This is a genomic window from Ekhidna sp., assembly GCF_965228795.1.
In the GTDB taxonomy this organism is placed as follows: Bacteria; Bacteroidota; Bacteroidia; order Cytophagales; family Cyclobacteriaceae; genus Ekhidna.
Window position 1 is genome coordinate 1,296,818 of record NZ_OZ245839.1, and the last position, 23,028, is coordinate 1,319,845.

A 23,028-nucleotide genomic window follows, 5' to 3' on the forward strand; every position below is an offset into this window, starting at 1 on the left:
TAGGTGTCGGGCGCTGTGGGCTCACCGTAGTGTCCCTAGTCTCTGAACCTTCTTCAGTCTTCCCTGAAGCTTGGCTGCAAATTACCATATATGTCTTTTCATACACAGGCTTCTTGCAATTCACCCAATTTTATTACTCACCGTCCCCGGTAAGTGGGTCCGAATTATCAAACCCTCGTCCAGCTAAGGAAACCATAGGCACTCTACATGCTTAGTCGTTCTTGGTTTATCTCGTATCTACAGCTGGTGAACAACAACCTACTGCAAATACCAGTTGCTTAATTTCATTCAGGATCCACAACACTACCCTGAACTATTCCTTATTATGACACCCCAAATTCCTCTCTCAAGGACAAAGAGTGGTGGGATGTGGCAGGGGGAACCTATTTGGCTCAACCCTGATTAATCAAAACATCTAAGTTCTGATTAGGCTGCCATAGCGTAGTTAGACTCGCCAATTACAATTGTGAGCGCATTTATCACAGATGTACACTCGCCACCTGGCATGCTAGCATATGCTTTGCACTTCCTGTCGATTCCAGTCGACCCCATTTAATATCAAAGAACAAGCGCCAAGGAACAAATTCCAAAGTGCCTTGACAAACACAAAGGTAACATTCCTTGGTGGGAGAGTAAGACAATGAAAAAACTAAAATAGTTCGATCCTTTTTTATAAGATTTTTTCAATAGAAACCCCCACATCATTAACTTGCCAGCAGATGGAAAATTTTGTGGTATCGGCGCGTAAGTACAGGCCTCTTGGTTTCGAGGAGGTAGTGGGGCAGGAGCATATTACCACTACATTGGAGAATGCCATCAAATCCAATCATCTGGGACAGGCTTTGTTGTTTTGTGGACCCAGAGGAGTAGGGAAAACAACATGCGCCAGAATCCTTGCTAAAACCATTAATGACTTTGAAAGTGATTCAGGTGAAGGCAACAATAACTTCAACATCTTCGAATTAGATGCAGCCTCCAATAATTCAGTAGAAGATATCCGAAACCTGATTGATCAGGTGAGGTACCCACCTCAGACAGGAAAGTATAAAGTATACATCATTGATGAGGTTCATATGCTTTCCACTCAGGCATTCAATGCTTTTTTGAAGACATTGGAAGAGCCACCTGAATATGCCATCTTCATCCTGGCAACTACAGAAAAGCACAAAGTAATACCAACGATACTTTCAAGATGTCAGATATACGATTTCAATCGGATAGAAGTCACAGATATCGTGAAGCAACTGGAAAAGATTGCTGAAAGCGAAAAAGTAGAAGCTGAAAAAGAGGCACTTCACTTGATAGCTCAGAAGGCCGATGGTGCCTTGAGAGATGCGCTCTCCATTTTTGACCTGATCACCACGTTTTCATCCGATGGCAAGATTACTTACCAGGATACAATCAAGAACTTGCATATTCTTGATTATGACTACTATTTCAAGTTGGTAGATGATTTTCTTTCGCAGAACATGTCGGGAGCACTCATGCTTTTTGATGAGATATTAAGAAATGGTTTTGATGGGAATAATTTTCTAAATGGATTCCAGCAGCACCTAAGAAATCTACTGGTATCAAAAGACAATCAGACGCTAAAGCTTCTGGAGGTAACGGATAATTTGAAAGCGAAATATGCAGAGCAGGCAGCTAAATGTAGTCCTTCGTTCTTGCTTTCTGCACTAAATATTTCCAATCAGTTTGAGCTTAATTTCAAACAGAGCAAAAATCAACGGTTACATGTTGAGCTTTGCCTGATGAAACTATCGCATCTTTCCAGTGCGCTAACTCTTAGCTCCACTGAAAATGGGGCAAAAAAAAAAGGCCACAAAGTAGCGTAAATCAAGCTGAAGAGACGAAACCGAGCGATTCGGATCAACCCTCTAACGGAGCGAGTGAACTTTCTGTAAAAGAAGACGCCCAATCTACTCGCGAAACACCTCCACCTCCAACAGAGGAACCACCTTTGGCGAGTGCCACGCAGGAAGAATCTCAAGCTCCAAAACCAAAACCGAGCCCAATTATAAAGCCTTCTACTTCTGATAAACCGAAGGAAACACCAAGCATTTTTGGTAAGAAGAAAAAGAAAGTATCAGAAGAGGAGGCTTCACCTGTTATTGATAAAAAGGAAAATGATTTTTCCAATGATGATCTACAAACCGCTTGGAAAGCTTTTGCGACTCAAAAAACAGATGCTGGAGATACTGAAAGGCTAGTGCTCAGCAAATCAGTAAAAAAAGGAGAGAATCATAGTGTGATTTTGATGTTGGGTAGTCAGTTGGAGGTTAGTTTCCTTGAAAAGTTTGATACCGAAGTTGTGCAATTTCTTCGGTCAGAGCTTCAAAACGATCATATTGTCATTCGCACTGAGATAGCTGAAATCAAAGACGAAAAGAAACTCTATACCAGTACTGATATTTTTGACTATATGGTGAAGGAAAATCCGGATTTGAAGGATTTAAAAGATCGGCTGGGGTTGGATTTTGATTATTGATAAATGATTAAGCCTCCTGAGAAGATACGGCTAACTTATTGCAGAGTTTGTCACAATAGAGCGATGACTACCGATGGTGTGGCATGTAAATTAGATGAAACGCCTTATTTTTTGGTAGGAGATTGTAGTCAGTTTGAAGAAGACGAAAAAGAAGTGGATAGATTGATTGATGTTGAAAATAGGTCAGTCGTCCAACAATCAGTCAGTCATTTAAGCTGGACTTTTTGGCTTGTGCCGTTTGTGATTGCAATTATCTATTGGGGCTATTCTTTTTACTTATCAAATAAGCTCTCTGAGGATTATAGATATACAAAAGCAACTGTCTATAAAGTCGATGAATCATTCAAAATTCCTTATTTCTGGGTGCCATCAACAAAGGTTTATTATCGATATAAAGTCGGTGGAGAGGTTTATGAGGAAAAATTAAAAATAATGGAGTTTACAATGATTTTCAGACTATTCTAGAGAATGATTTTTTGCTTATTTTCTCTCCCGGGTCACCTTCAAACTCCCAAATTTTATTGGAAAAACCAGTCTCTGATAAAATAGAAATTCCTGAATTAGGGTTTTCTGAACCCGATTTGAAAGCATACATTCGGAAAAGAAAGTAAAAAACAAAGTTTATTTTGTGCACAGTTTCCTTATATGGACGCTGCTGAAAAACTTTCCATTCTGAAATTCACTTACGCCAACTAAGTGATTCCCGTAATTTCTACAATCAGTCTTTTACTAAACAATACTGAGCTCCTGCTGGTGAATTTTACAAAAAATTCGCTAATGAAGACGACTACCAAATTACCGGGCTCAATGTTTCACAGTGGAAGGTTAGCTCTACTTTTTCTAAGTTTATTTATAACAACCATTTCTAATGCTTCAACTAGTGGGGGAGGAATTCTTTCAGAAATAGATCCTTGTGGTGGTGAATCAGATCCCTGTGAGGATATAGGTGATACCAAAACTACCGTTGAAAATAGCCCATCTATTGATGCCGGTTACGCTTTAGTATCCAAAATGGGTGATGACCTTTTAATTTCTTATTACGATTACAATGATTGGTCTACCTATACCAAAAAAGTAGATACAGATGGCGTAGTTACTGATATGGTTGCTCCGAGTGTTTCACCGAGAGCGAATGATGGTTCAGAAACAATTATCTACCACGGATTAGAAAATGGAAATATTGTCGTCATTTGGTATTCATCTTCAAGTAGTAAAGGACTAACTGACACCTATTTTAAAATTATTGATGAATCAGGGAGTGAAGTAAAAGCTGCGACGAAAATTAATACCCTGGCAGGCTCGCTCAATAGATTCACTAAAGCAGAACAACTGTCCAATGGAAACATCCTATTTACCTGGGCAACAGATGGTGGCAATTACGCCATGCGAAGGTTTACTTCGTCTGGTGTGGCGGTTGATGCCAATCAAATATCACTCACAAGTCTAGCAGGGCTTACAGGCACTTCACAATATGCTTACAATGTTGCGGCTAATGATAATGGCCGTTTTATGGTGTTTATTGAAAACTATAGTTCTTATTACTATGGAATGATCTTCGAGAATGATGCCAGTACTCCCATACAAGTTGGAGGGCAGAACTCATTTATTACAGGACAAGTAACTTCTTCTGGACACGGTGATAAAGTGACCCATGTCAGTACACTTTCTACCGGACAATTTTTGCTGGTATATCAGGTTCAAGATGGTGGTGGTACCAGCACAAGAAGCATTGCCTATAAAGTTTACAATGATGATGGTACAGTCGCTGTTAATGAAGTCATCAGAAGACAGGTCTATTCATGGGGGTACATCGGGGAGCCAATAATTACCAATGACGGATTCATCCTGACCTATACCTACAATGACCTTGGATATGGCCCTGGCCTTTACACTATTCCCTATTTAGAGTACTTCACAAATTCAGGAAGCTACACACAAGATATGTCTTCATGCCTTCCTTCTTTCGAAGGGGAGTATGGTGAAGCTCAAGTTTTTGCTGATGTAGACGGGTCGATTGGTATAATGATGAATGATACCGAGGGGTCTTTTGACTACAATATATGGTTGCTAAGGCAGAGTGATGTAGGCGGTCCATCAACATCTGCACCGGAACTAACAACTGCGGATGCTGAGTCCATTACAAATGATGGAGCAACATTAAATGGAGAAGTTACCTCAGACGGTGGAGGCACAGTTTCATACCGTGGATTTGTTTATGGCACCAGCCCTGATCCGGTAATTGGTGATGGACGATCTATTCGAGTAGATGTTGGGAATGGAGTTGGAGCATATTCACAAGAGGTAGGTGAGTTGTCAGCAGAAACTACTTACAATGTGAAGGCCTTTGCAATCAATGAATTTGGAACAAGCTATGGGGCCGTTAAATCGTTCACTACCCTTAGCAAGCAAAGCCAAACAATAACCTTTAATGCAATTCCAGAAAAAACGTACGGAGATGATACTTTCAGTCTGGGCAATGCAACAACAGATCAAGGCCTGACTGTCGTTTATTCAGCCGATGATAATTCGATTGTTAGTATTTCGGGCAACCAGGCAACTATATTAAAAGCAGGCACTACGACAATCAACGCCACTCAAGCAGGCGATGATGACACAGATGCGGCTACTCCGGTTGACCAAACATTGGTAGTTAATAAAAAAACACTGACAGTTGCTGCCCAAAATCAAAGCAAAACCTACGGTACAGCAGACCCTACGAATGCAGTAGCATATGAAGGTTTTGTTGACGGAGAAGATGCTTCCGATGTAAGTGGCGAACTGAGTTACAGCAGAGAGTCAGGAGAAGATGTTGGCACGTATGCGATCACTCCGGGTGGGCTAACCTCCGCGAACTATGCGATCACTTTTGAAGCAGGAGAGTTGAACATTGGTCAGAAAGCACTGACAGTCACTGCACAAAATCAAAGTAAAGAATACGGTTCAGCCGATCCTGCGAATGCAGTAGCTTATGAAGGTTTTGTTGACGGAGAAGATGCTTCCGATCTAAGTGGCGAACTGAGCTACAGCAGAGAATCTGGAGAAGATGTTGGCACGTATGCGATCACTCCGAGTGGACTGACCTCCGCGAACTATGCGATCACTTTTGAAACAGGCGAACTGAACATCCTTCAGAAAACACTGACAGTTACTGCTCAGAATCAAAGCAAAACCTACGGTTCAGCCGATCCTACGAATGCAGTAAGCTTTGAAGGATTTATTGACGGAGAAGATGCTGGAGATCTAAGTGGTGAACTGAGCTATAGCAGAGAGTCAGGAGAAGATGTTGGTACGTATGCAATCACTCCAAGTGGACTGACCTCCGCGAACTATGCGATCACTTTTGAAGCAGGTGAGTTGAACATCGGTCAGAAAGCACTGACAGTCACTGCACAAAATCAAAGTAAAGAATACGGTTCAGCCGATCCTACGAATGCAGTCGCTTATGAAGGTTTTGTTGACGGAGAAGATGCTTCCGATCTAAGTGGCGAACTGAGCTACAGCAGAGAATCTGGAGAAGATGTTGGCACGTATGCGATCACTCCGAGCGGACTGACCTCCGCGAACTATGCGATCACTTTTGAAGCAGGTGAGTTGAACATCGGTCAGAAAGCACTGACAATTACTGCTCAGAATCAAAGCAAAACATACGGTTCAGCCGATCCTGCGAATGCAGTTGCTTATGAAAGTTTTGTTGACGGAGAAGATGCTTCCGATCTAAGTGGCGAACTGAGCTACAGCAGAGAGTCAGGAGAAGATGTTGGCACGTATGCGATCACTCCAGGTGGGCTAACCTCAGCGAACTATGCGATCACTTTTGAAGCAGGTGAGTTGAACATCGGTCAAAAAGCACTGACAGTTACTGCACAAAATCAAAACAAAGCATACGGTTCTTCAGACCCTACAAATGCAGTAAGCTTTGAAGGATTTGTTGACGGAGAAGATGTAGCTGATCTAAGCGGCGAACTGAGCTACAGCAGGGAATCAGGAGAAGATGTTGGTACGTATGCGATCACTCCAAGTGGGCTGATCTCCGCTAACTATGCGATCACTTTTGAAGCAGGTGAGTTGAGCATTGGTCAGAAAGCACTGACAGTTACTGCTCAGAATCAAAGCAAAACCTACGGTTCAGCCGATCCTGCGAATGCAGTAGCTTATGAAGGATTTGTTGACGGAGAAGATGTTGACGATCTAAGTGGCGAACTGAGCTACAGCAGAGAATCAGGAGAAGATGTTGGCACGTATGCGATCACTCCGAGTGGACTGACCTCAGCGAACTATGCAATTTCTTTTGAAGCAGGTGAGTTGAGCATTGGTCAGAAAGCACTGACAGTTACTGCTCAGAACCAAAGCAAAACCTACGGTTCAGCAGACCCTACGAATGCAGTCGCTTATGAAGGTTTTGTTGACGGAGAAGATGCTTCCGATCTAAGTGGCGAACTGAGTTACAGCAGAGAGTCAGGAGAAGATGTTGGTACGTATGCGATCACTCCGAGTGGGCTAACCTCCGCTAACTATGCGATCACTTTTGAAGCAGGAGAACTGAACATCGGTCAAAAAGCACTGACAGTTGCTGCCCAAAATCAAAGCAAAACCTACGGTTCGGCAGACCCTACGAATGCAGTAGCATACGAAGGATTTGTTGACGGAGAAGATGCTTCCAATCTAAGTGGCGAACTGAGCTACAGCAGAGAGTCAGGAGAAGATGTTGGCACGTATGCAATCACTCCGAGTGGGCTAACCTCCGCTAACTATGCGATCACTTTTGAAGCAGGAGAACTGAACATCGGTCAAAAAGCACTGACAGTTACTGCTCAGAATCAAAGCAAAACCTACGGTTCAGAAGACCCGACTAACTCAGTAAGCTTTGCAGGGTTTGTTGATGGAGAAGATGAATCAGAATTGAGTGGGACACTAAGCTTTAATAGAGAATCAGGAGAAGATGTTGGTACATATGCGATCACTCCAAGTGGGCTAACTTCTTTGAATTATGATATCATCTTTGAAGCAGGCGAACTGAGCGTCACTCAAAAGCAGCTTACCGTTTCGAATCCGTTAATAGATCCATTGAAAGTGTATGACGGAACCAGAGTAGCAAACGTTCAAATAGGAACGCTTCAGAATGCTGAATCTGGTGATGATGTTTCAGTCAATGGTGAAGCACTATATGATGATAAAAATGTAGGTACTGATAAAACTATTACGGTTACCTATTCAATTTCCGGAACTGATGCAAGAAACTATTTAGCACCTGAAGATTATAGTATTGCAAATGGAGTGATCGAGCAGGATTTTGCTCCTGCATTCACTTCTTCGAATGAGTTTACCATTAATGAAAATGAAGAAGCTATCGCTACATTAACAGCAACGGATGAAAATACAAGTGCTGCACTGAATTACTCCTTAACCGGAGGTTCGGACAAGTCATTATTTGAGATTGAGTCCGCAACAGGTGTCCTTTCATTTGCCACTACACCAGATTTTGAAAACCTTCAGGATGCTGACGAAAACGCAGTGTATGAGGTAGAAGTAAGCGTTTCTGATGGAGCAAATTCTGTAAGCATGTTGGTGAAAGTCACAGTGGTTGACGTCAATGACAATGCGCCGGTAATAACTTCAAGTCAGTCATTTTTGGTAGATGATCGGGCGCAAAATGGATCTACGGTTGGAACAATAAGCGCTACGGATGCTGATTCAGGTACAACTTTAAGCGGTTGGACGATTAAGAGTGGTGATGATAGTAACGCTTTTAGCCTGGATAGTGAGTCAGGCGAACTAACTGTTAATGATCGGTCTAAGCTAGACAAAAATGTAAAGTCTGGTTACACAATATCAGTTCAGGTAAATGATGGTTTGAATACTTCACTAGAAGAAACAATATTAATATCTCTTGAAGATTCAGAGGCGCCACAAGCAGTACTTTCTGTAGAAATTGGCACCATAACGAATACAGCACCTATTCAGGTTACTGCTAAGTTTTCAGAAGCAATCACCGGCTTCTCTCCAAGAGATATTCGTCCAAATAATGCACGTGCTTCAAATTTGAAGCGTCTGGGTCCGGATTTATATACGTTTGATCTTTTACCTTTTGACGATGGAGTGGTAGAGGTAATTCTTGGAAGAGGTTCTGTAAGGGACGCTTCCGGAAACCCAAGTGGCCAATCCAACTTGCTTTCATTCTTTTATGATGCAACCTCTCCGGAGGCAACATTTACGAGCGATATTTCAGGTGTATCGAATAAATCTGATGTTGAGGTGACGGTTTCTTTTTCAGAAATAATCGAGTCAGTTTCAGCGGAAAGTTTTACCGTTTCTAATGCTGAAATCGTTGATTTTGGTGGAGACTTTGGAGTATATACGATGACTCTGGCACCAATAATTGATGGAATAGTCGAAGTGCAAATTGAATCGGGTAAAGTTCAGGATGAAGCAGGAAATGGAAATACTAATGCATCCTTTAGTTGGGAAGCAGATTTCTCAAAACCAATTAATTATCAAACCGAAATACTAACAGACGCCATAAGTACACTCAATGAAACCTCAGTTTCATTCAAAATAGAAAATGGAGAAGCTGGAGCATCTTACGAGTATCAATTTAGCTCTTCCAATGGGACTAAAGTGGTGACTGGATATGGAAGCATGGTTGAAGCATCCACTACTGTTTCTGGTGTAGATGTAAGTGGACTATCAGACGGTGATATAACACTAACAGTAACACTAACTGATGTCTCAGGAAATAAAGGAGAGCCTGTATCTGATAAGATCACTAAGGATACCGAAGTGAATATTCCACAAGGTTTCAGCCCCAATGGCGATGGTATCGATGATAATTGGATCATCCCCGGAATTGAGGATTATCCGGAAAATAGAGTAACCATCTACAACAGGTATGGCAAAAAAGTATGGAGCATCGAAGGGTACAACAACACGAGCCGCTCTTGGGCAAGCACATCGAATGCATCTGGAGTAATAGGCTCGAATAATTTACCTGACGGTACTTACTTCTACATACTGGAGTTCCCTAACTCAGGTAGAAAATCGGAATCAGGATATGTAATCATAAAAAAATAACCACATCAAAAAACACATAATAATGAAACGTTCAATAATAATACTCTTTTTTATGTCCTGCGCTGCTCTATCATTTGGGCAGCAGCAGGCATCCTTCACACAATACATGTTCAATGGGATGTCTATCAATCCCGGGTACATTGGGACACATGAGGCATTGAGCCTGACTGCTCTTAGCCGCTGGCAATGGGCAGGTGTTGAGGGAGCGCCAAGTACCAAAACTTTTGCGGCTCATTCGCCGATACCTGGTAAAAATGCCGGTGTAGGACTTCAGGTAATGAATGACCAAATCGCCATCACGAATACTACAAGTGTGATGGCCGGATTTTCCTACCGAATGCAGGTTGGGATTAACGGATACCTTTCAATGGGACTACAGGGAGGTTTTCAAAACATTCAAAACAGATACTCTGAAGTATATACCATGGGCTTAGATCCGACCTTTCAGCAAAACTATACTTCAATGATGCCAAACTTTGGTACAGGTCTTTTTTACTACAATCCGGTATGGTATGTAGGTGCTTCTGTTCCTATGTTACTAAATAATAAAGTGGAGGTAGAAGGAAATGACATGTACACACAGAAAAGGCATTATTTCTACACAGCCGGGATGGCCATATCTGCATCTAGAAACGTGCTATTGAAACCAAATGTATTGGTTAAAATGGTAGATGGTGCACCATTATCAATCGATTATAACCTGAATGTATTGTTTAATGAAATTATATGGGTTGGAATATCAGTTCGACCGCCTGAATCTATAAGCTTCTTAACAGAAATCAATGTCACTAACAAGCTAAGAGTCGGTTTTGCATACGACTATGTGATCGATGAAACGCTAAGTGACTTTGCCGGAGCATCCCAGGAAATTTTATTGGGTTACCGCATTCCATGGAACAAAAACGGCACTTCAAATCTTCAAATTTTTTAAACCGCTATGATGATGAAAAAATATTTTGCAATAATTCTAATGCTGGGTGGATTCTTAGTTAGTGCCCAGGATATTCCATACATGTCTGGGAAATTAGACTATTTGAAAAAGGGTGACTTTCACCTAAAGGATAGTTCATACCTAAAAGCCTTGAGTGTTTATGAAAAGGGATTAAAGAAAAGACCTGAGGATTCGTTGGTTTATCTGGAGCGGATTGCTGCAGTGCAAACACTTTTGCAACAGGAAGCACTTGTTGTGGCCACAGATGAAATTGATCAGAGCAACCAAGTTGAAAACCAGTTGATGGTTGCAATGAAGCTTGAGCTTTTGGATTTGGAAACACTGAATACGCTGAAAGGTGATATACGTTTGAAGAATAATCGAACCGGTGAGGTCTTAACAGCTAATTCCGATGGGGTCTATAATTTAACGAAGGGCGAAGAGTACAATGTGCACGCAGAAAAAGACGGCTATTATGATGTGGTATTTGCTTTGGAAACCGAAGGTGGAGGAGAAAAACAAGCGCTTTTTCTTGCTACCAGTAAAATTCAAAAATTTGAAATAGTTAAAGTGCAGGCAGGCTTAAATACCTACAACTTTGAATTATCTCACGAAGATTTTTTTGAACGAACGCAGTTGATAAAAGATTCTGCAGACTACTTGATCCAGTCTATCTACTTCGATTTCGATAAGGCAGATGTATCTGAAAGTACTGATTTGTCATCCCTGGCTGCTTTGATGAAAAAATATGATCACTTGAAACTTGAGATTCGAGGGTTTACAGACAGCAGGGGAAGAAATGATTACAATAAAGCACTTTCAGAAAGCAGAATTGAATCCGTCGTTTCAGAGCTAGTTGCCATGGATGTCTCCAGACAAAGGTTAACTCTTGTTCCATTAGGAGAGGAGCAATTGGTTTCTTGCCAAGCAACACAGTGTACAGAGTCTGAGCATGCGAAGAACAGACGAGTTGATTTTGTTTTGCGTTCAGATCTGCAAAATCACAGGCAGCTTTCTATGTTGAATGAATAAGCTTTAAAGGTCTATGGTGGTTATTATTCTTCATCATAGACCTTCAACTCCTGACCTACATTCAGATCAAAGCTGTTTAGGCTGTTGAGGTCTACTACCTCATCGACTGTCATGCCGTACTTTCTGGAAATGCCATAAACGGTTTCGCCTGGCTCCACGGTATGATTAATGATTTTCTTTCCAGCCGATGCTTCTTCAATAGGAGCTTTCACCTGAATGTTTTGACCAATGCTAATGGAATTCGGGTCGGGAAGATGATTCCATCTGAGCAAGTCATCCATCTCCACCTCATAAAGTTGCGATATGCTCCACAGGGTTTCGCCAGCTGCGATGGTATGGATTTTAACCTTATTCAATCGTTCTTCCTTCGTGTCTACCACGGGTACAATTATATCTGGAACTTCTTCCTCGATGACCTCTTCATATATAGGTTCATCTACCGATTTTTTAGTTATTACCTCGTCTTCCACTTCTCTTGTGGAGGCAGTTGGGCGAGCAGCAGGCTTGGTAATAGTTGGTTTGCTTAGCTCATGATAGGCAATAGGCTCACTGGAAGGACGTGTCTTATCCATCCACAGTACTCGCCCTGGTTTCAATTCATCGATGACGCTCATGCGGTTTCGTTTTGCAAGCTTTGATAGACGGATGCCATACTGCTGCGATATCTCCCAGAGTGACTCACTGCGCTTAGCCACATGGAAGCCAATCTTTGCTCTACCTTTCTTCTTTTTGATGTAATAGAACTCATTAGGAATGATGGTATCTTCCTCGCTCATATCGTTATATTTTCTGAATCGCTTTTCGGAAATACCTGCTCGTGCAGACAGAGCATGAACATTGTCACTTTCCCTTGCAAGGATTGAAGGGATACCATTTAAAGGTATGATGGTAGACTTGTTCGCTTCTGTGATTCCTGGCTTTAGTTCTGACGGGTAGATTTTTTTCTCTGGCTCTGAGATTTTGCTACGCTTGTTTGAATTTTGTGCTATCGCTCGTTTCGGTGGAGTACCCATTCTTGGGATTAGTACGGAATAGGTCTTGTCTTTTGGAACGTCTCCACGTTTCAGCCACTTATTATATTTCTCCAATTCTTCCAATTCTACTTTTTGCTCTTTTGCAATTTGGGAAAGGCTTTTGCCCCCGGCATTTGTGATTTCATCCAGCCAAATCCCCTCTGAGTGAGGGAGTCCAACAGCGGGGGTGAAGGCTACTACATGGGCGATGAATTTTTTAACATACCAGTGAGTCTTGCTATTGATGGTCATGCGACGGACTCCAAGGTTGGAGTTATCTACATACTTCTGAGCCCCACCACGACCGGTATTGTATGCCATCACTGAATACACCCAGTTTTTCAAGAAGTAATTGTGACTGTTTAGATATTTGGCAGAGCCTCTTGAGGCAGATACTATGTTTAGTCGTTCATCTACCTGACGGTCAACACGGAGGCCTACTTCCCGTGCGGTAAAATCCTTGAATTGCCAGAAGCCAACAGCATTGGCAGATGAAACTGCGTCTGAGATCAATGCACTTTCCTGGATGGCAAGGAATTTGATTTCATCGGGAATGCCTGCTTCTCTATGCTCTCGTTCAATGATAGGGAAGTAGAGATTCATACGATCAACCAAAATGTTGAAGTAGGTCTGACTTTGAGTGAGTCGATCCACATCTTTTTGAATTTGCCTGCGAGTAGACTCGTTGATAGTAAGACGAAGGTCACCGAGCATCATCTCACTTGGCACTGTTTGAGCAACACTGCTGAACGTGATAAACAGGAGCGTTATCCAACTCAAAACTCGAAACTCGAAACTCGAAACTCTTTTCATATTTTTCTCAATATCATCAAACCATCACGGATGGGAAATAGAACGTTTTGTACACGTGAATCAGTATGCACTTTTTGATTGAACGTTCGTATGGCTTCTGTGTCTTTATCGTTTTTTGACGGATCAAACACTTTGCCGCTCCATAGCACATTATCAGCAATAATAAATCCTCCGGTGTTCACCTTATCTATTACCTGATCAAAATAATTTGAGTAGTTTTCTTTATCCGCATCTATGAAAACAAGGTCCCAGTTTTCTTTTAATGTCGGGATGATGTCTGAAGCATTTCCTATACGTAAATCAACTTGATCAGCCCATTTAGATTGACTGAAATACTCCTTTGTTCGCACAGCCAGCTCCTCATTATTGTCAATGGTTATCAGCCGTCCATCGGATTGCATGCCTTCTGCCATACATAGCGCAGCATAACCCGTGTAGGTACCAATCTCCAGGATGTTTTTAGGCTGAATCATGTGCGAAAGCATGGACAATACACGCCCTTGAAGGTGACCGGAAAGCATACGTGGCTTTAAAACATGGAGGTGAGTGTCCCTATTGATCTGCTGAAGCAAATCAGATTCAGGTTCGGAGTGATCTTCTACATATTTCTGAAGATCTTCAGGTAAAAATTCCATGTATGTAAAGATAGGATTATTCCGGCAGATATGTCAATGCACTCATCTGATCCGTAGGTAGATATTGAATGGCTAATTCCTGTATATCACTTGCAGTAATGTTATCTATTTTATCAAACACACTGTTGATGTCAGGAATCTTGTTCAGATCCAACTGGCTCTTAGCCATCATCAGCATCATGGCATTCCTGTTTTCTTCAGATAATGCCATTTGTCCTTTGATTTGGTTCTTAGCCTTCTGCAATTGCATAGTGCCAAGTGGCTTTTTCTTAAGGGCTTCAATTTCTTTTAAAATGATGCGCTGGCTCTTTTTGAGATTTTTTGGATCCGTTGCAAAATAAACTGCAAATTGTCCGGTCTCCAGGTAGGGGGCATAGCTTGCATCGACTCCATAGACCAATCCATGCTTTTCTCTGAGTGATAGATTTAACCTGGAACTCATGCTTGGTCCTCCCAGGAGGTTGACCAAAAAGAAAAATGGAATGCGGTTTTTGTCTTTGATGCTCAATGAAGGCATACCCATAGCGAAATGTGCCTGGGTAATTGGCTTTCTTACTTCTTTTCTGGATGGTTGATAACCGGAAAACCAGTTTCTGGAAGGCGTATGGTTCTTGTGAGGTATTTCTTTCAGGTATTTATTGGCCAGCTTTTCAACTTTTTTTGCTGAATAATTGCCAACGCTTGACAAAATGATCTTTTCAGTATTCAGGTTTCGATCCAGAAATGACCTAAAGTCTCCCTGATGGAAAGCGTTGACGGTTTCTTCGGTTCCGAGAATATTTTTCCCCAGGGAGTGATTAGGAAAAATCAGCTCATCAAATTCGTCCTGAATGGCATCCTCAGGCGTATCCCGATACATGCTCATTTCTTCCAGAATGACCGAGCGCTCTTTTTCGATTTGCTTCTCAGGAAAAGTAGAGTTGAAGGTAATGTCAACCAGCAGGTCTACCGCTTTTTCTAAGTGAATATCCAGCAATGTGGCGTAGAAGCAAATTTTCTCTTTGGTGGTGTAGGCATTCAATTCTCCACCTAGCGATTCCAATCGGTTGATGATGTGGTAGGAACTTCTTTTAGCAGTGCCCTTAAAAGCCATATGCTCCAGAAAATGGGCAAGACCTTGCTCATCTGGTGTTTCATCCCTGCTGCCAATATCCAACATGATGCCCACATGGGCGATTTTGGTTTGTGGCACCTCTTTATGAATCACCCGTATGCCGTTCGACAATTCTATCAGCTCGTATTCCTTCTTGCTCATGGGGGTGCAAAGGTAGAACTTATAATGTCAGAACACACTTACAAAATGTAAAAGGGTGGTTGACATAAGACCTTGAATTACTAGCCAGATTTGAAACCTGTATGTAAACTTGTTGATTCTTTTTTTATTTCTATTAGCTATTTCCTCTTGTATTTTAAAATACTCATCATCTTTTTTAGATAGCAGATGGTTAAACGCAACGAAATGCTGAGCGGAAGATTTTGATAATTTGATTGAGGATTTAGAAAGTAAAATAATATTCAGAATTATTGTTCCGATGAAGGATGAGTAAGCAATAGCAATTAACATAACCTCGTAGGTTTCTGAAATAGAGTAGTTAGTTAAGTTGTAGAGAAAACCCAATGAAACTAAAATCAAAACTACGTCTAACCTTTTAGCATCGTCCATCGCTGCTTCATCTAGTTTTTTATAGATCTCCTTATGGATTTCAATTTGATTGATTCTTTCATGTTCTTTTTTTGACGTATCCATAATTAAAAATAAAAAGTAATTGAAAAAAATCAGTTTACTTGAGACTATTCGCTCGAACTTCAGCTTCCCATCCTTGCAAGGAGGGATAAAGGGAGGTTAATTAAAAATTACTCCTTATCAGGCAGCTTCTTCATCGCCTTAGCAACCCCGTTCCAAATCTCTTTCTTATCGTAAATCGGGTTAAGTTCCATATATTTTACAGCATTGGAGCGCCATACCAACTCAGAATTTTCCCGATCAATAACATCTATTACCAGGCTGCCTTTTAAGAATTTTTGATACTCAGGATAGAGCATGGTTAGCCATTCACGCTCACCTTGGTAAGTACCATCATACAACTCTCTAACCTCGGCTGAATCTTCCTCAATGACCATGAAAAAGTTGACCATCAGGTCAGACTGATCGTCACCTTGCTGATACCCTTTTTCATACATGTTAAAAGCGATGGCGTTGGCAATCTCATCGACTACTTTTTGATCATACAGGTAGTCAGGTCCCTGGTAAGTGACCTCACAGCCTTCCAGCCAGCACCAGGTCTCAAAATCAGTGAACGACTGATTCGGTTTTTGATAGGTTTTGACTGTTACTGCACAGGATGTTAACGTGAAAACGAGTGCGAGAAAAATGACCTTTTTCATGACCTTTAATTTTCATGTAAGGTCGATGATTGAAGGTTTAATGTGCCTGACTGGTGTCACACCAAGATGTGAATTTTGTCAACCGGAGGGTGTTATATCGCTTTTACCAATTTCTTAAGTGTCTTGCTGAGGTCGGGGATAAGGCATGAAATTATTGCAATAATTATCGCCAACTCAACAGAATTGGAATACATTAGGTAAAATAGGTAGCAGGCAACCCCTAGAATAAGCACTAAATGAAAAATTGATATCACCAGTTGGTTCTTCATGTGATTAAGATATTCGATTCATCTTTAAGTAAAGATAGTTTTTCTCCCGCTTGTTTTTACAAAGCTCAATCGATTTTTCTAAAGCTAACTTGGCTTCCTCTATACCCCCCATTTTGTGAAGTATTTCACTTTTAATGGCATAGAAAAGATAATATTCCTCAAAAAACTGAGTAGCCTCCAAACGCTCCACCTCCTTTAATCCTAATAATGGTCCGTGTACTTTTTCGAGAGCTACCACCCGATTCAATTCCACAATAGGAGTAGGCGTAAGCTGAAGTTGTAAATCATAAAGACTGAGTATGTTTTTCCAATCGGTTTGTTCAAAGTTAGCCGCACTACAATGTGTTGCGCTAATAGCTGCCTGAATGAGGTATTCATTCATGGCTCCATCTTCTGATGCTGCTTCCAAAAATCGTAAGCCTCGTTGGATTAGCTCCTGACTCCATTTGGATCGATCCTGATCCTCCAGTGAAACAACATTCCCTTTTTGATCGACTCTGGCATCAAATCTGGAGGAATGGAAAAACATCAGTGCCATTAAAGCGTTCGCTGACGGAGTATTGCAAATTTCACTTTCAAGTAAAACTGTATTTAATCGAATCGCGTCTTCGCATAAGTCCTTTCGAATCAAATTTTCACCCTCAGCCGACTTATACCCTTCATTGAAAAGGAGATAAACGATTTTGAGAACGATCTCGAGTCTTTTTTCAATCTCATGTGCCGGAGGCAAAATCAGTTTGATTTCTTCTTGCTTAAATTTCTTTTTAGCTCGGGTATAGGCTTTAGCTACTGTTTCTTCTTTTTTCAGAAGCGAACTGGAAATCTCACGAACCGACAGACCACCAAGAATCTTCAGTGTTAAAATGATTTGATACTCCTGACTTAATGTAGGATGGCAGCAGGCAAACATCATACGTACCATGTCATCATTGATGGACTCTAAGGATAGCTCTTCATTCATTTCTTCAACACGTTCCGGTACCTCCTGATGATTTATTTTTTGATCCCTCCGTAGGTGATCGATCATCTTGTTTCGTGCCACTTTAAAGATCCAACCAGTTGGATTATCAGGAATCTGTGAGTAGGGCCAGGTCTGCATGGCTTTGATCAATGCCTCCTGCACGCTATCCTCTGCCAGCTCCAGGTTGGACGCACCAAATTTACTGGTGAGGTGAGATACTGCCTTACCGTATTCCGTTCGGAAAAAGTGATCGACGAGTTGAGAGGTTTGCATGAGATGAACCTAAATGAATGTCCATTGCGAGCGAAGCGAAGCAATCACAATTTTAAGATCACTTCACTTCGTTCGTGATGATGGTCTGATTTTTTAAAAACTGTCACCCTGAGCCTGCCTACCGTCAGGCAGGTGAAACGAAGGATCTTCATTTTTCAAGAGGAGATCCTTCACTGCGTTCAGGATGACACTCACTATTGAGGGGGTTGATTTAAAAATCGGTAATAATCTCTCTCACCTCTGTAGTCCCCCCAAATTCAAAAATTGGGCAGTCCTTAGAAAGTTCTACCGCATGATCCATATCCTTAGCGTCCAGATGGACATAACCGCCCACAATTTCTTTTCCTTCTGTAAACGGCCCATCAGTTACAATTTTTCCTCCCGGACCTACCACTTTTCCTTCAGATTGTAGTGGATAACCTTCAGCTTTTACTTTGGACATCCATTCGCCCCATCGCTGCATGTGGGCCTGCATTTCTTCAGGCGACTGATCTGCATAGCCTTCATCACCACCCCGGAATACGTACAAATACTTTTTCATTGTGTTGTAGAGTTTTAGTTAAGATAAATATTTCCCTTTAGACGAGGAGTACCATTGAAAATGGACAATGAATAATTGATAATTTCATTTTCTCCTTTGGAGGGGGTTAGTGGGAGGACATACATTTGCTTTATGAACCTTTCAGAAGTGCTTGACATTGACCCTGAATTATTGAATTATGTGGTCATTCCTTTACTGATCTTTTTTGCCCGTATCTGCGATGTATCCATCAATACCCTCCGGATTATTTTCATGCTTCATAGCCGTAAGTATGTGGCCACTATCCTTGGCTTTTTTGAGGCGGCTATTTGGTTGTTGGCAATTAGTCAGATTTTCCAAAATATGGGAAGTTGGCAGACATTTTTGGCCTATGCTGGTGGCTATGCCATGGGAATTTTTGTGGGAATGATGATTGAAGAGCGTTTAGCGATTGGAAATGTAGTTGTCAGAGTAATAACTGCTAAACCAGCCGATGAGCTAATTACATTCTTCAAAGAGAAACAAATGAGATTTACAAGCCTGGAAGGGAAGTCAGGTGATGGACCGGTGAATGTGCTGTTCACAGTCATGAAACGTGAGCGATTGCCGGTGATCATTGAAGCGATTAAAAAATATAATCCACAAGCCCTGTATACGGTGGAGGGTGTGAAAAAAGTAGGTGATGGAGAGATAGTGGATGATCGGGGTTTTTCGAGAAGGTTGTTTAGGTTGAGAGGGAGTAGATAAGTCCTTTATATTATCCCGGAAATTTTTGTCAGGTGATGACGCTTGCGGTCACACCCTGACTTAACGTCACGGGATAACCCTGACAAAGCAGAGCTTTCGTCTGCTGATGACGCTTACGGTCACAGACAGACAAGTTTACTTCGTCCGTCCCTTCGGGCAAATTACGCCTATCGCGTAATTTGGGATTATTCGTGTTCAATAATACCTTCATTCGTCAATTCGACAAAGCTACTTCTTTGTAGAGCCTGCTTAATGATCGAAGCATTATTTCTAATCAAGTCAAAAAGTTGACGGTTTTTGAGATTCCCAGTAGTAATTAGAAAAAGACTTTTAGGTCTTTTTAAAGCCATGAAGGAATGATAGAAATCGAAATCTTTGGTGACGATCGTTAGGTTTTGATCATCTGCAAATTGGGTGATTTCTTTGTCTGTAGTTTCGTCTCCTTTTGGTAAGGATTCTACATGCATCGAATCAAACCCAAGTCCATTCAATATTTCGCTGAGCTTTGTTGGAAGTTGAGCATCAACAATTTGCTTCATATTGCAATCTTGCTGTAGCTTGTATATTTAGTCAATTTAGTGGCGTAGGCTAGACAAGCCAAAATATCCTCTTCAGTAAGACTTGGGTAGTCTTGTAATATTTCTTGATGGCTTGATCCTGCTGAAAGAAGATCAAGTATTAAATCCACAGTATATCTTTTGTTCCTAATAGTAGGCTTGCCATGACATATTTCTGGATTGACCGTAATTCTATTTAAAAGTGAATGATCCATGAAAGAAAGTTACAAAATGTCTTGCTAATTTGTTAGTAGTTGTTTGTGTATTCTAATGACTTTCCTCCCACACCACTTCCAAACTTCCCCCTTCCCAAATCACCGTGCTGGAAGTAGCATCTTCCTTACGCTTGATTTTGATTCGTGCTTTTTTATTTCTGAGCATTTCTTTTTTGAGAATCCTCCAGTCGTCTTTATGATAAACAGCAGTATAGATGGATGGCTTTTCCATTTCCAGGGTGTAACTGTTTTTATCCACTTTGATCAATCTGGACGCAAAAGAAAGCGAGTCACCATTCAGCAGTGCTAAAGCTTTCTCTGCGTCAGGCACACCATAGCCAATATAATTGTTGGGACACGCCAGGCTTGAGGATGCTATGAGTATATCCTTTAATTCTTGACCATCTAATGAAGGTTTTGCCTCCAGCAGACATGCAGCCAGTCCTGTAATCACTGGGGCTGAAAATGAGGTACCTAATGAAGCATATGCAGCAATTTCAGGCTTTACATACTCAAGCCATTTCGGCCCTTTCGAAGTGTATTTCATTTCGTCCCATACTTTGAATTTTGTCGCTCCCACGGTCAGGGCGCTTACGGCATCTCCAGGTGAGCCGATGATTTTCCATTTATGATTACCGTCATTTCCGGCAGCTACAATCACAAGTATTCCATATTCGGTGGAAATGCGATCCACAGCTTGAGTGAGAATCGTACTTTTCCCATCCATTTGGTAAGGATGATAATTTTCTCTTTTATCAGAAAACCCATAGTTATACCCCAGCGAAATATTAATAATATTCACACCCTCTTTCGCCATCCATTCCATCGCTTCAATGGCGTATTCTTCCTCCTGTCGTTTTTCATAACCGCCATGATCCGTGCGAGCGAGGTAAAAGGTTGCACCTGTAGCCAGACCATATTGTACTTTTTTCTCCTTACTATGTCCGGCAACCAGTTCCCACACTTCTGTGCCGTGAGCATCATCAAATCCTGCACTGCCGGAATAAGGCTTAGCATCCGGATATAGGTAATCTTTGTAGCCTGCCACTAGGTTGTTTTCAAACACATGCTCAAGTGATGTTGATTTATTCGCTTTCAGAAATCCGCCATCAATGATACCCACTTTCACACCCTTACCGGACAGCCCGGCATCAATGATCGCATGTCCATTGATTTGCTCCAGGGCAAAGCCTAATTGCTGTCCAAATAACGGAGCAGAGAGAAAAAGAAATGCTAATTTTAGCCACCTCATCGCCTAATCGATTTTATAAATCAGAACGAAGATAATCTATGAGATACGATCCAATTGATAATCAGTTATTTATTCAGAATCGGGAAAAGCTTGCCAAACGAATGAAGCCCCAGTCAGTGGCAATTGTGCATGCCAACGACATTATGCCTACGAACGCAGATGGCACCATGAAGTTTATGCAGAATAGCAATCTTTTTTGGCTTACAGGAGTAGATCAGGAGGAATCCATAGTGTTGATCGCACCTGATTTTCCGGATAAAAAAATGAGAGAGATTCTTTTCCTTAGGGAGACAAATGCAGAAATAGCAGTTTGGGAAGGACATAAGCTGACAAAGGATGAGGGAACACAAACCTCCGGCATCAAAAACATCAAGTGGACTGCTGAATTTGAAAAGACTTTTTATACGATCCTTGCGGAGTGTGATCACATTTATCTGGACAGCAATGAACACATTCGGAATGCCAGCGAGGTAGAAACTCGCAATTCCAGATTCATCAAAGAATGCAAGGAAAAGTATCCATTGTATGAATATGAGCGATTATTTCCGATTCTTCAGGATTTAAGGTGTATCAAGTCTCAGTTTGAAATTGATGTGATGCAGCAAGCCTGCAACATCACTGAAAAAGGATTCCGAAGGATATTGGAGTTCGTTAAGCCTGGCGTGATGGAGTATGAGGTAGAGGCAGAATATCTACATGAATTTGTGAGAAATCGCTCAAAAGGGTTTGCTTATGAACCAATCATTGGCGGAGGTGGCAACTCGTGCGTGCTGCACTATCTTGATAATAATCAGGAGTTGAAAGATGGAGATATTTTGCTGATGGACGTTGGTGCTGAGTATGGAAATTATAATTCGGATATGACGCGGACTATTCCTGTCAATGGAAGATACACAGATCGTCAACGAAAAGTGTATGATGCGGTTTTGCGTGTGAAAAATGCAGCTACGGAATTATTGAAACCCGGAAATCGAATCCCTGAGTACCATGCTGAGGTAGGTAAGTTAATGGAGAAGGAATTGCTGGATTTAGGGTTGATTGACAAAACCGATATCAAAAATGAAAATCCGGACTGGCCTGCATACAAAAAGTACTTTATGCATGGCACCTCGCATCACATTGGTTTGGATGTGCACGATGTGGCATCTATTTATAAAGTGTTTGAGCCGGGCATGGTATTTACCGTCGAGCCGGGTATTTATATCCCGGAGGAAAACATTGGAGTACGAATTGAGGATGATATTGTGATTACCGAGGATGGTCATCATAATTTGATGAGGAATATTCCAATTGAGGCGGAAGAGATTGAAGAGATAATGAATAAATAACAGTCGACAGTCAATAGTTTTTTAGTCGACAGATATGTTATTTGATAATTGCCCCCTTGAGCCTGCCTGCGGCAAAGGCAGGGGGACTACAGGGGTGTATTGAAACATTAAAGCATATGACTAGTACAAAATTTGATTCAGATAAAGCGCCAGAGCCGGTAGGATTGTACCCTCATGCAAGGCAAGTAGGAAACTTACTGTTCTTATCCGGAGTGGGTCCAAGAGAAAGAGGAACCAAGAAAATCCCGGGTGTAGACCTGGATGAAAATGGAGAGATTGTCAACTATGATATTGCTGAGCAGTGCCATTCTGTTTTTAAGAACGTTCGACTGATTTTGGAAGCTTCTGGTGCGAGCTGGGAAGATCTGGTAGATGTGACGGTTTTTCTGACCAACATGAAAGACGATTTCAAAACGTACAATAAGATTTACGCCGAGTATTTTAAAGATAATCAGCCGTGTAGAACAACTGTGGAGATCAGTTCGCTTCCCACACCTATTGCAATTGAGTTAAAATGCATTGCCACAATTAAGTAAACATT

The 23,028-nt window shown here is 41.5% G+C and carries 19 protein-coding genes and 1 other RNA gene; 9 read left to right on the plus strand and 11 right to left on the minus strand.

What is annotated here, in order from left to right; genetic code table 11:
- Positions 1-164: 164 nt before the first annotated feature.
- Positions 165-543: a transfer-messenger RNA gene (gene ssrA / locus ACQK2H_RS06075) on the minus strand.
- A 176-nt stretch (positions 544-719) separates the two neighbouring features.
- Here ssrA and dnaX point away from each other — a divergent pair.
- The 6 genes from dnaX to ACQK2H_RS06105 all read left to right on the plus strand — a co-directional run bounded on the left by dnaX (position 720) and on the right by ACQK2H_RS06105 (position 11,519).
- A complete protein-coding gene (gene dnaX / locus ACQK2H_RS06080) occupies positions 720-1,835 on the plus strand; it encodes a DNA polymerase III subunit gamma/tau (RefSeq protein ID WP_425390564.1) in 1,116 nt (371 codons plus the stop codon).
- 125 nt (positions 1,836-1,960) lie between these two features.
- Entirely contained in the window at positions 1,961-2,488 is a 528-nt protein-coding gene (locus tag ACQK2H_RS06085) for a hypothetical protein (RefSeq protein WP_425390565.1), read from the plus strand.
- Positions 2,489-2,491: 3 nt separating this feature from the next.
- Entirely contained in the window at positions 2,492-2,953 is a 462-nt protein-coding gene (locus tag ACQK2H_RS06090) for a hypothetical protein (RefSeq protein ID WP_425390566.1), read from the plus strand.
- A 312-nt stretch (positions 2,954-3,265) separates the two neighbouring features.
- Entirely contained in the window at positions 3,266-9,556 is a 6,291-nt protein-coding gene (locus tag ACQK2H_RS06095; protein ID WP_425390567.1) for an MBG domain-containing protein, read from the plus strand.
- A gap of 22 nt (positions 9,557-9,578) precedes the next feature.
- Entirely contained in the window at positions 9,579-10,487 is a 909-nt protein-coding gene (locus ACQK2H_RS06100; protein ID WP_425390568.1) for a PorP/SprF family type IX secretion system membrane protein, read from the plus strand.
- 12 nt (positions 10,488-10,499) lie between these two features.
- Positions 10,500-11,519: an OmpA family protein gene (locus tag ACQK2H_RS06105; RefSeq protein ID WP_425390569.1), complete on the plus strand. Its 1,020-nt coding sequence runs from the start codon at positions 10,500-10,502 to the stop codon at positions 11,517-11,519.
- A gap of 23 nt (positions 11,520-11,542) precedes the next feature.
- On the opposite strand, the gene ACQK2H_RS06110 is transcribed toward ACQK2H_RS06105, so the two are convergent.
- The 7 genes from ACQK2H_RS06110 to ACQK2H_RS06140 form a co-directional block, all read right to left on the minus strand.
- Positions 11,543-13,345 carry a LysM peptidoglycan-binding domain-containing protein gene (locus ACQK2H_RS06110; RefSeq protein WP_425390570.1) on the minus strand — a complete coding sequence of 601 codons (1,803 nt, stop codon included), beginning with the start codon at positions 13,343-13,345 and terminating at the stop codon, positions 11,543-11,545.
- Entirely contained in the window at positions 13,342-13,980 is a 639-nt protein-coding gene (locus tag ACQK2H_RS06115) for an O-methyltransferase (RefSeq protein ID WP_425390571.1), read from the minus strand. The genes ACQK2H_RS06110 and ACQK2H_RS06115 overlap by 4 nt, the downstream gene beginning before the upstream one ends.
- A gap of 16 nt (positions 13,981-13,996) precedes the next feature.
- Positions 13,997-15,235: a M16 family metallopeptidase gene (locus ACQK2H_RS06120; protein WP_425390572.1), complete on the minus strand. Its 1,239-nt coding sequence runs from the start codon at positions 15,233-15,235 to the stop codon at positions 13,997-13,999.
- Positions 15,236-15,262: 27 nt separating this feature from the next.
- A complete protein-coding gene (locus ACQK2H_RS06125) occupies positions 15,263-15,727 on the minus strand; it encodes a hypothetical protein (RefSeq protein ID WP_425390573.1) in 465 nt (154 codons plus the stop codon).
- Between the two features lie 107 nt (positions 15,728-15,834).
- Positions 15,835-16,365 (minus strand): DUF4136 domain-containing protein, encoded by a 531-nt coding sequence (locus tag ACQK2H_RS06130; RefSeq protein WP_425390574.1) that lies wholly within the window; start codon positions 16,363-16,365, stop codon positions 15,835-15,837.
- Between the two features lie 273 nt (positions 16,366-16,638).
- Entirely contained in the window at positions 16,639-17,868 is a 1,230-nt protein-coding gene (locus ACQK2H_RS06135; protein WP_425390575.1) for an RNA polymerase sigma factor, read from the minus strand.
- Between the two features lie 211 nt (positions 17,869-18,079).
- Entirely contained in the window at positions 18,080-18,409 is a 330-nt protein-coding gene (locus ACQK2H_RS06140) for a YciI family protein (protein ID WP_425390576.1), read from the minus strand.
- A 132-nt stretch (positions 18,410-18,541) separates the two neighbouring features.
- Here ACQK2H_RS06140 and ACQK2H_RS06145 point away from each other — a divergent pair, with 132 nt between their 5' ends.
- Complete coding sequence (locus ACQK2H_RS06145) at positions 18,542-19,135, plus strand: DUF2179 domain-containing protein (RefSeq protein ID WP_425390577.1); 594 nt, start codon at positions 18,542-18,544, stop codon at positions 19,133-19,135.
- A gap of 185 nt (positions 19,136-19,320) precedes the next feature.
- On the opposite strand, the gene ACQK2H_RS06150 is transcribed toward ACQK2H_RS06145, so the two are convergent.
- The 3 genes from ACQK2H_RS06150 to ACQK2H_RS06160 are packed head-to-tail and all read right to left on the minus strand — an operon-like array spanning position 19,321 to position 21,159.
- Entirely contained in the window at positions 19,321-19,674 is a 354-nt protein-coding gene (locus tag ACQK2H_RS06150) for a DUF5615 family PIN-like protein (protein WP_425390578.1), read from the minus strand.
- A complete protein-coding gene (locus ACQK2H_RS06155) occupies positions 19,671-19,907 on the minus strand; it encodes a DUF433 domain-containing protein (protein WP_425390579.1) in 237 nt (78 codons plus the stop codon). The genes ACQK2H_RS06150 and ACQK2H_RS06155 overlap by 4 nt, the downstream gene beginning before the upstream one ends.
- A 52-nt stretch (positions 19,908-19,959) precedes the next feature.
- Positions 19,960-21,159: a S8 family serine peptidase gene (locus ACQK2H_RS06160; protein ID WP_425390580.1), complete on the minus strand. Its 1,200-nt coding sequence runs from the start codon at positions 21,157-21,159 to the stop codon at positions 19,960-19,962.
- Positions 21,160-21,197: 38 nt separating this feature from the next.
- Between ACQK2H_RS06160 and ACQK2H_RS06165 the strand changes: the two genes are divergently transcribed.
- Together ACQK2H_RS06165 and ACQK2H_RS06170 are read left to right on the plus strand one after the other, a co-directional pair.
- Positions 21,198-22,487: an aminopeptidase P family protein gene (locus ACQK2H_RS06165; RefSeq protein WP_425390581.1), complete on the plus strand. Its 1,290-nt coding sequence runs from the start codon at positions 21,198-21,200 to the stop codon at positions 22,485-22,487.
- 116 nt (positions 22,488-22,603) lie between these two features.
- Entirely contained in the window at positions 22,604-23,023 is a 420-nt protein-coding gene (locus ACQK2H_RS06170; RefSeq protein WP_425390582.1) for a RidA family protein, read from the plus strand.
- Positions 23,024-23,028: the final 5 nt, after the last annotated feature.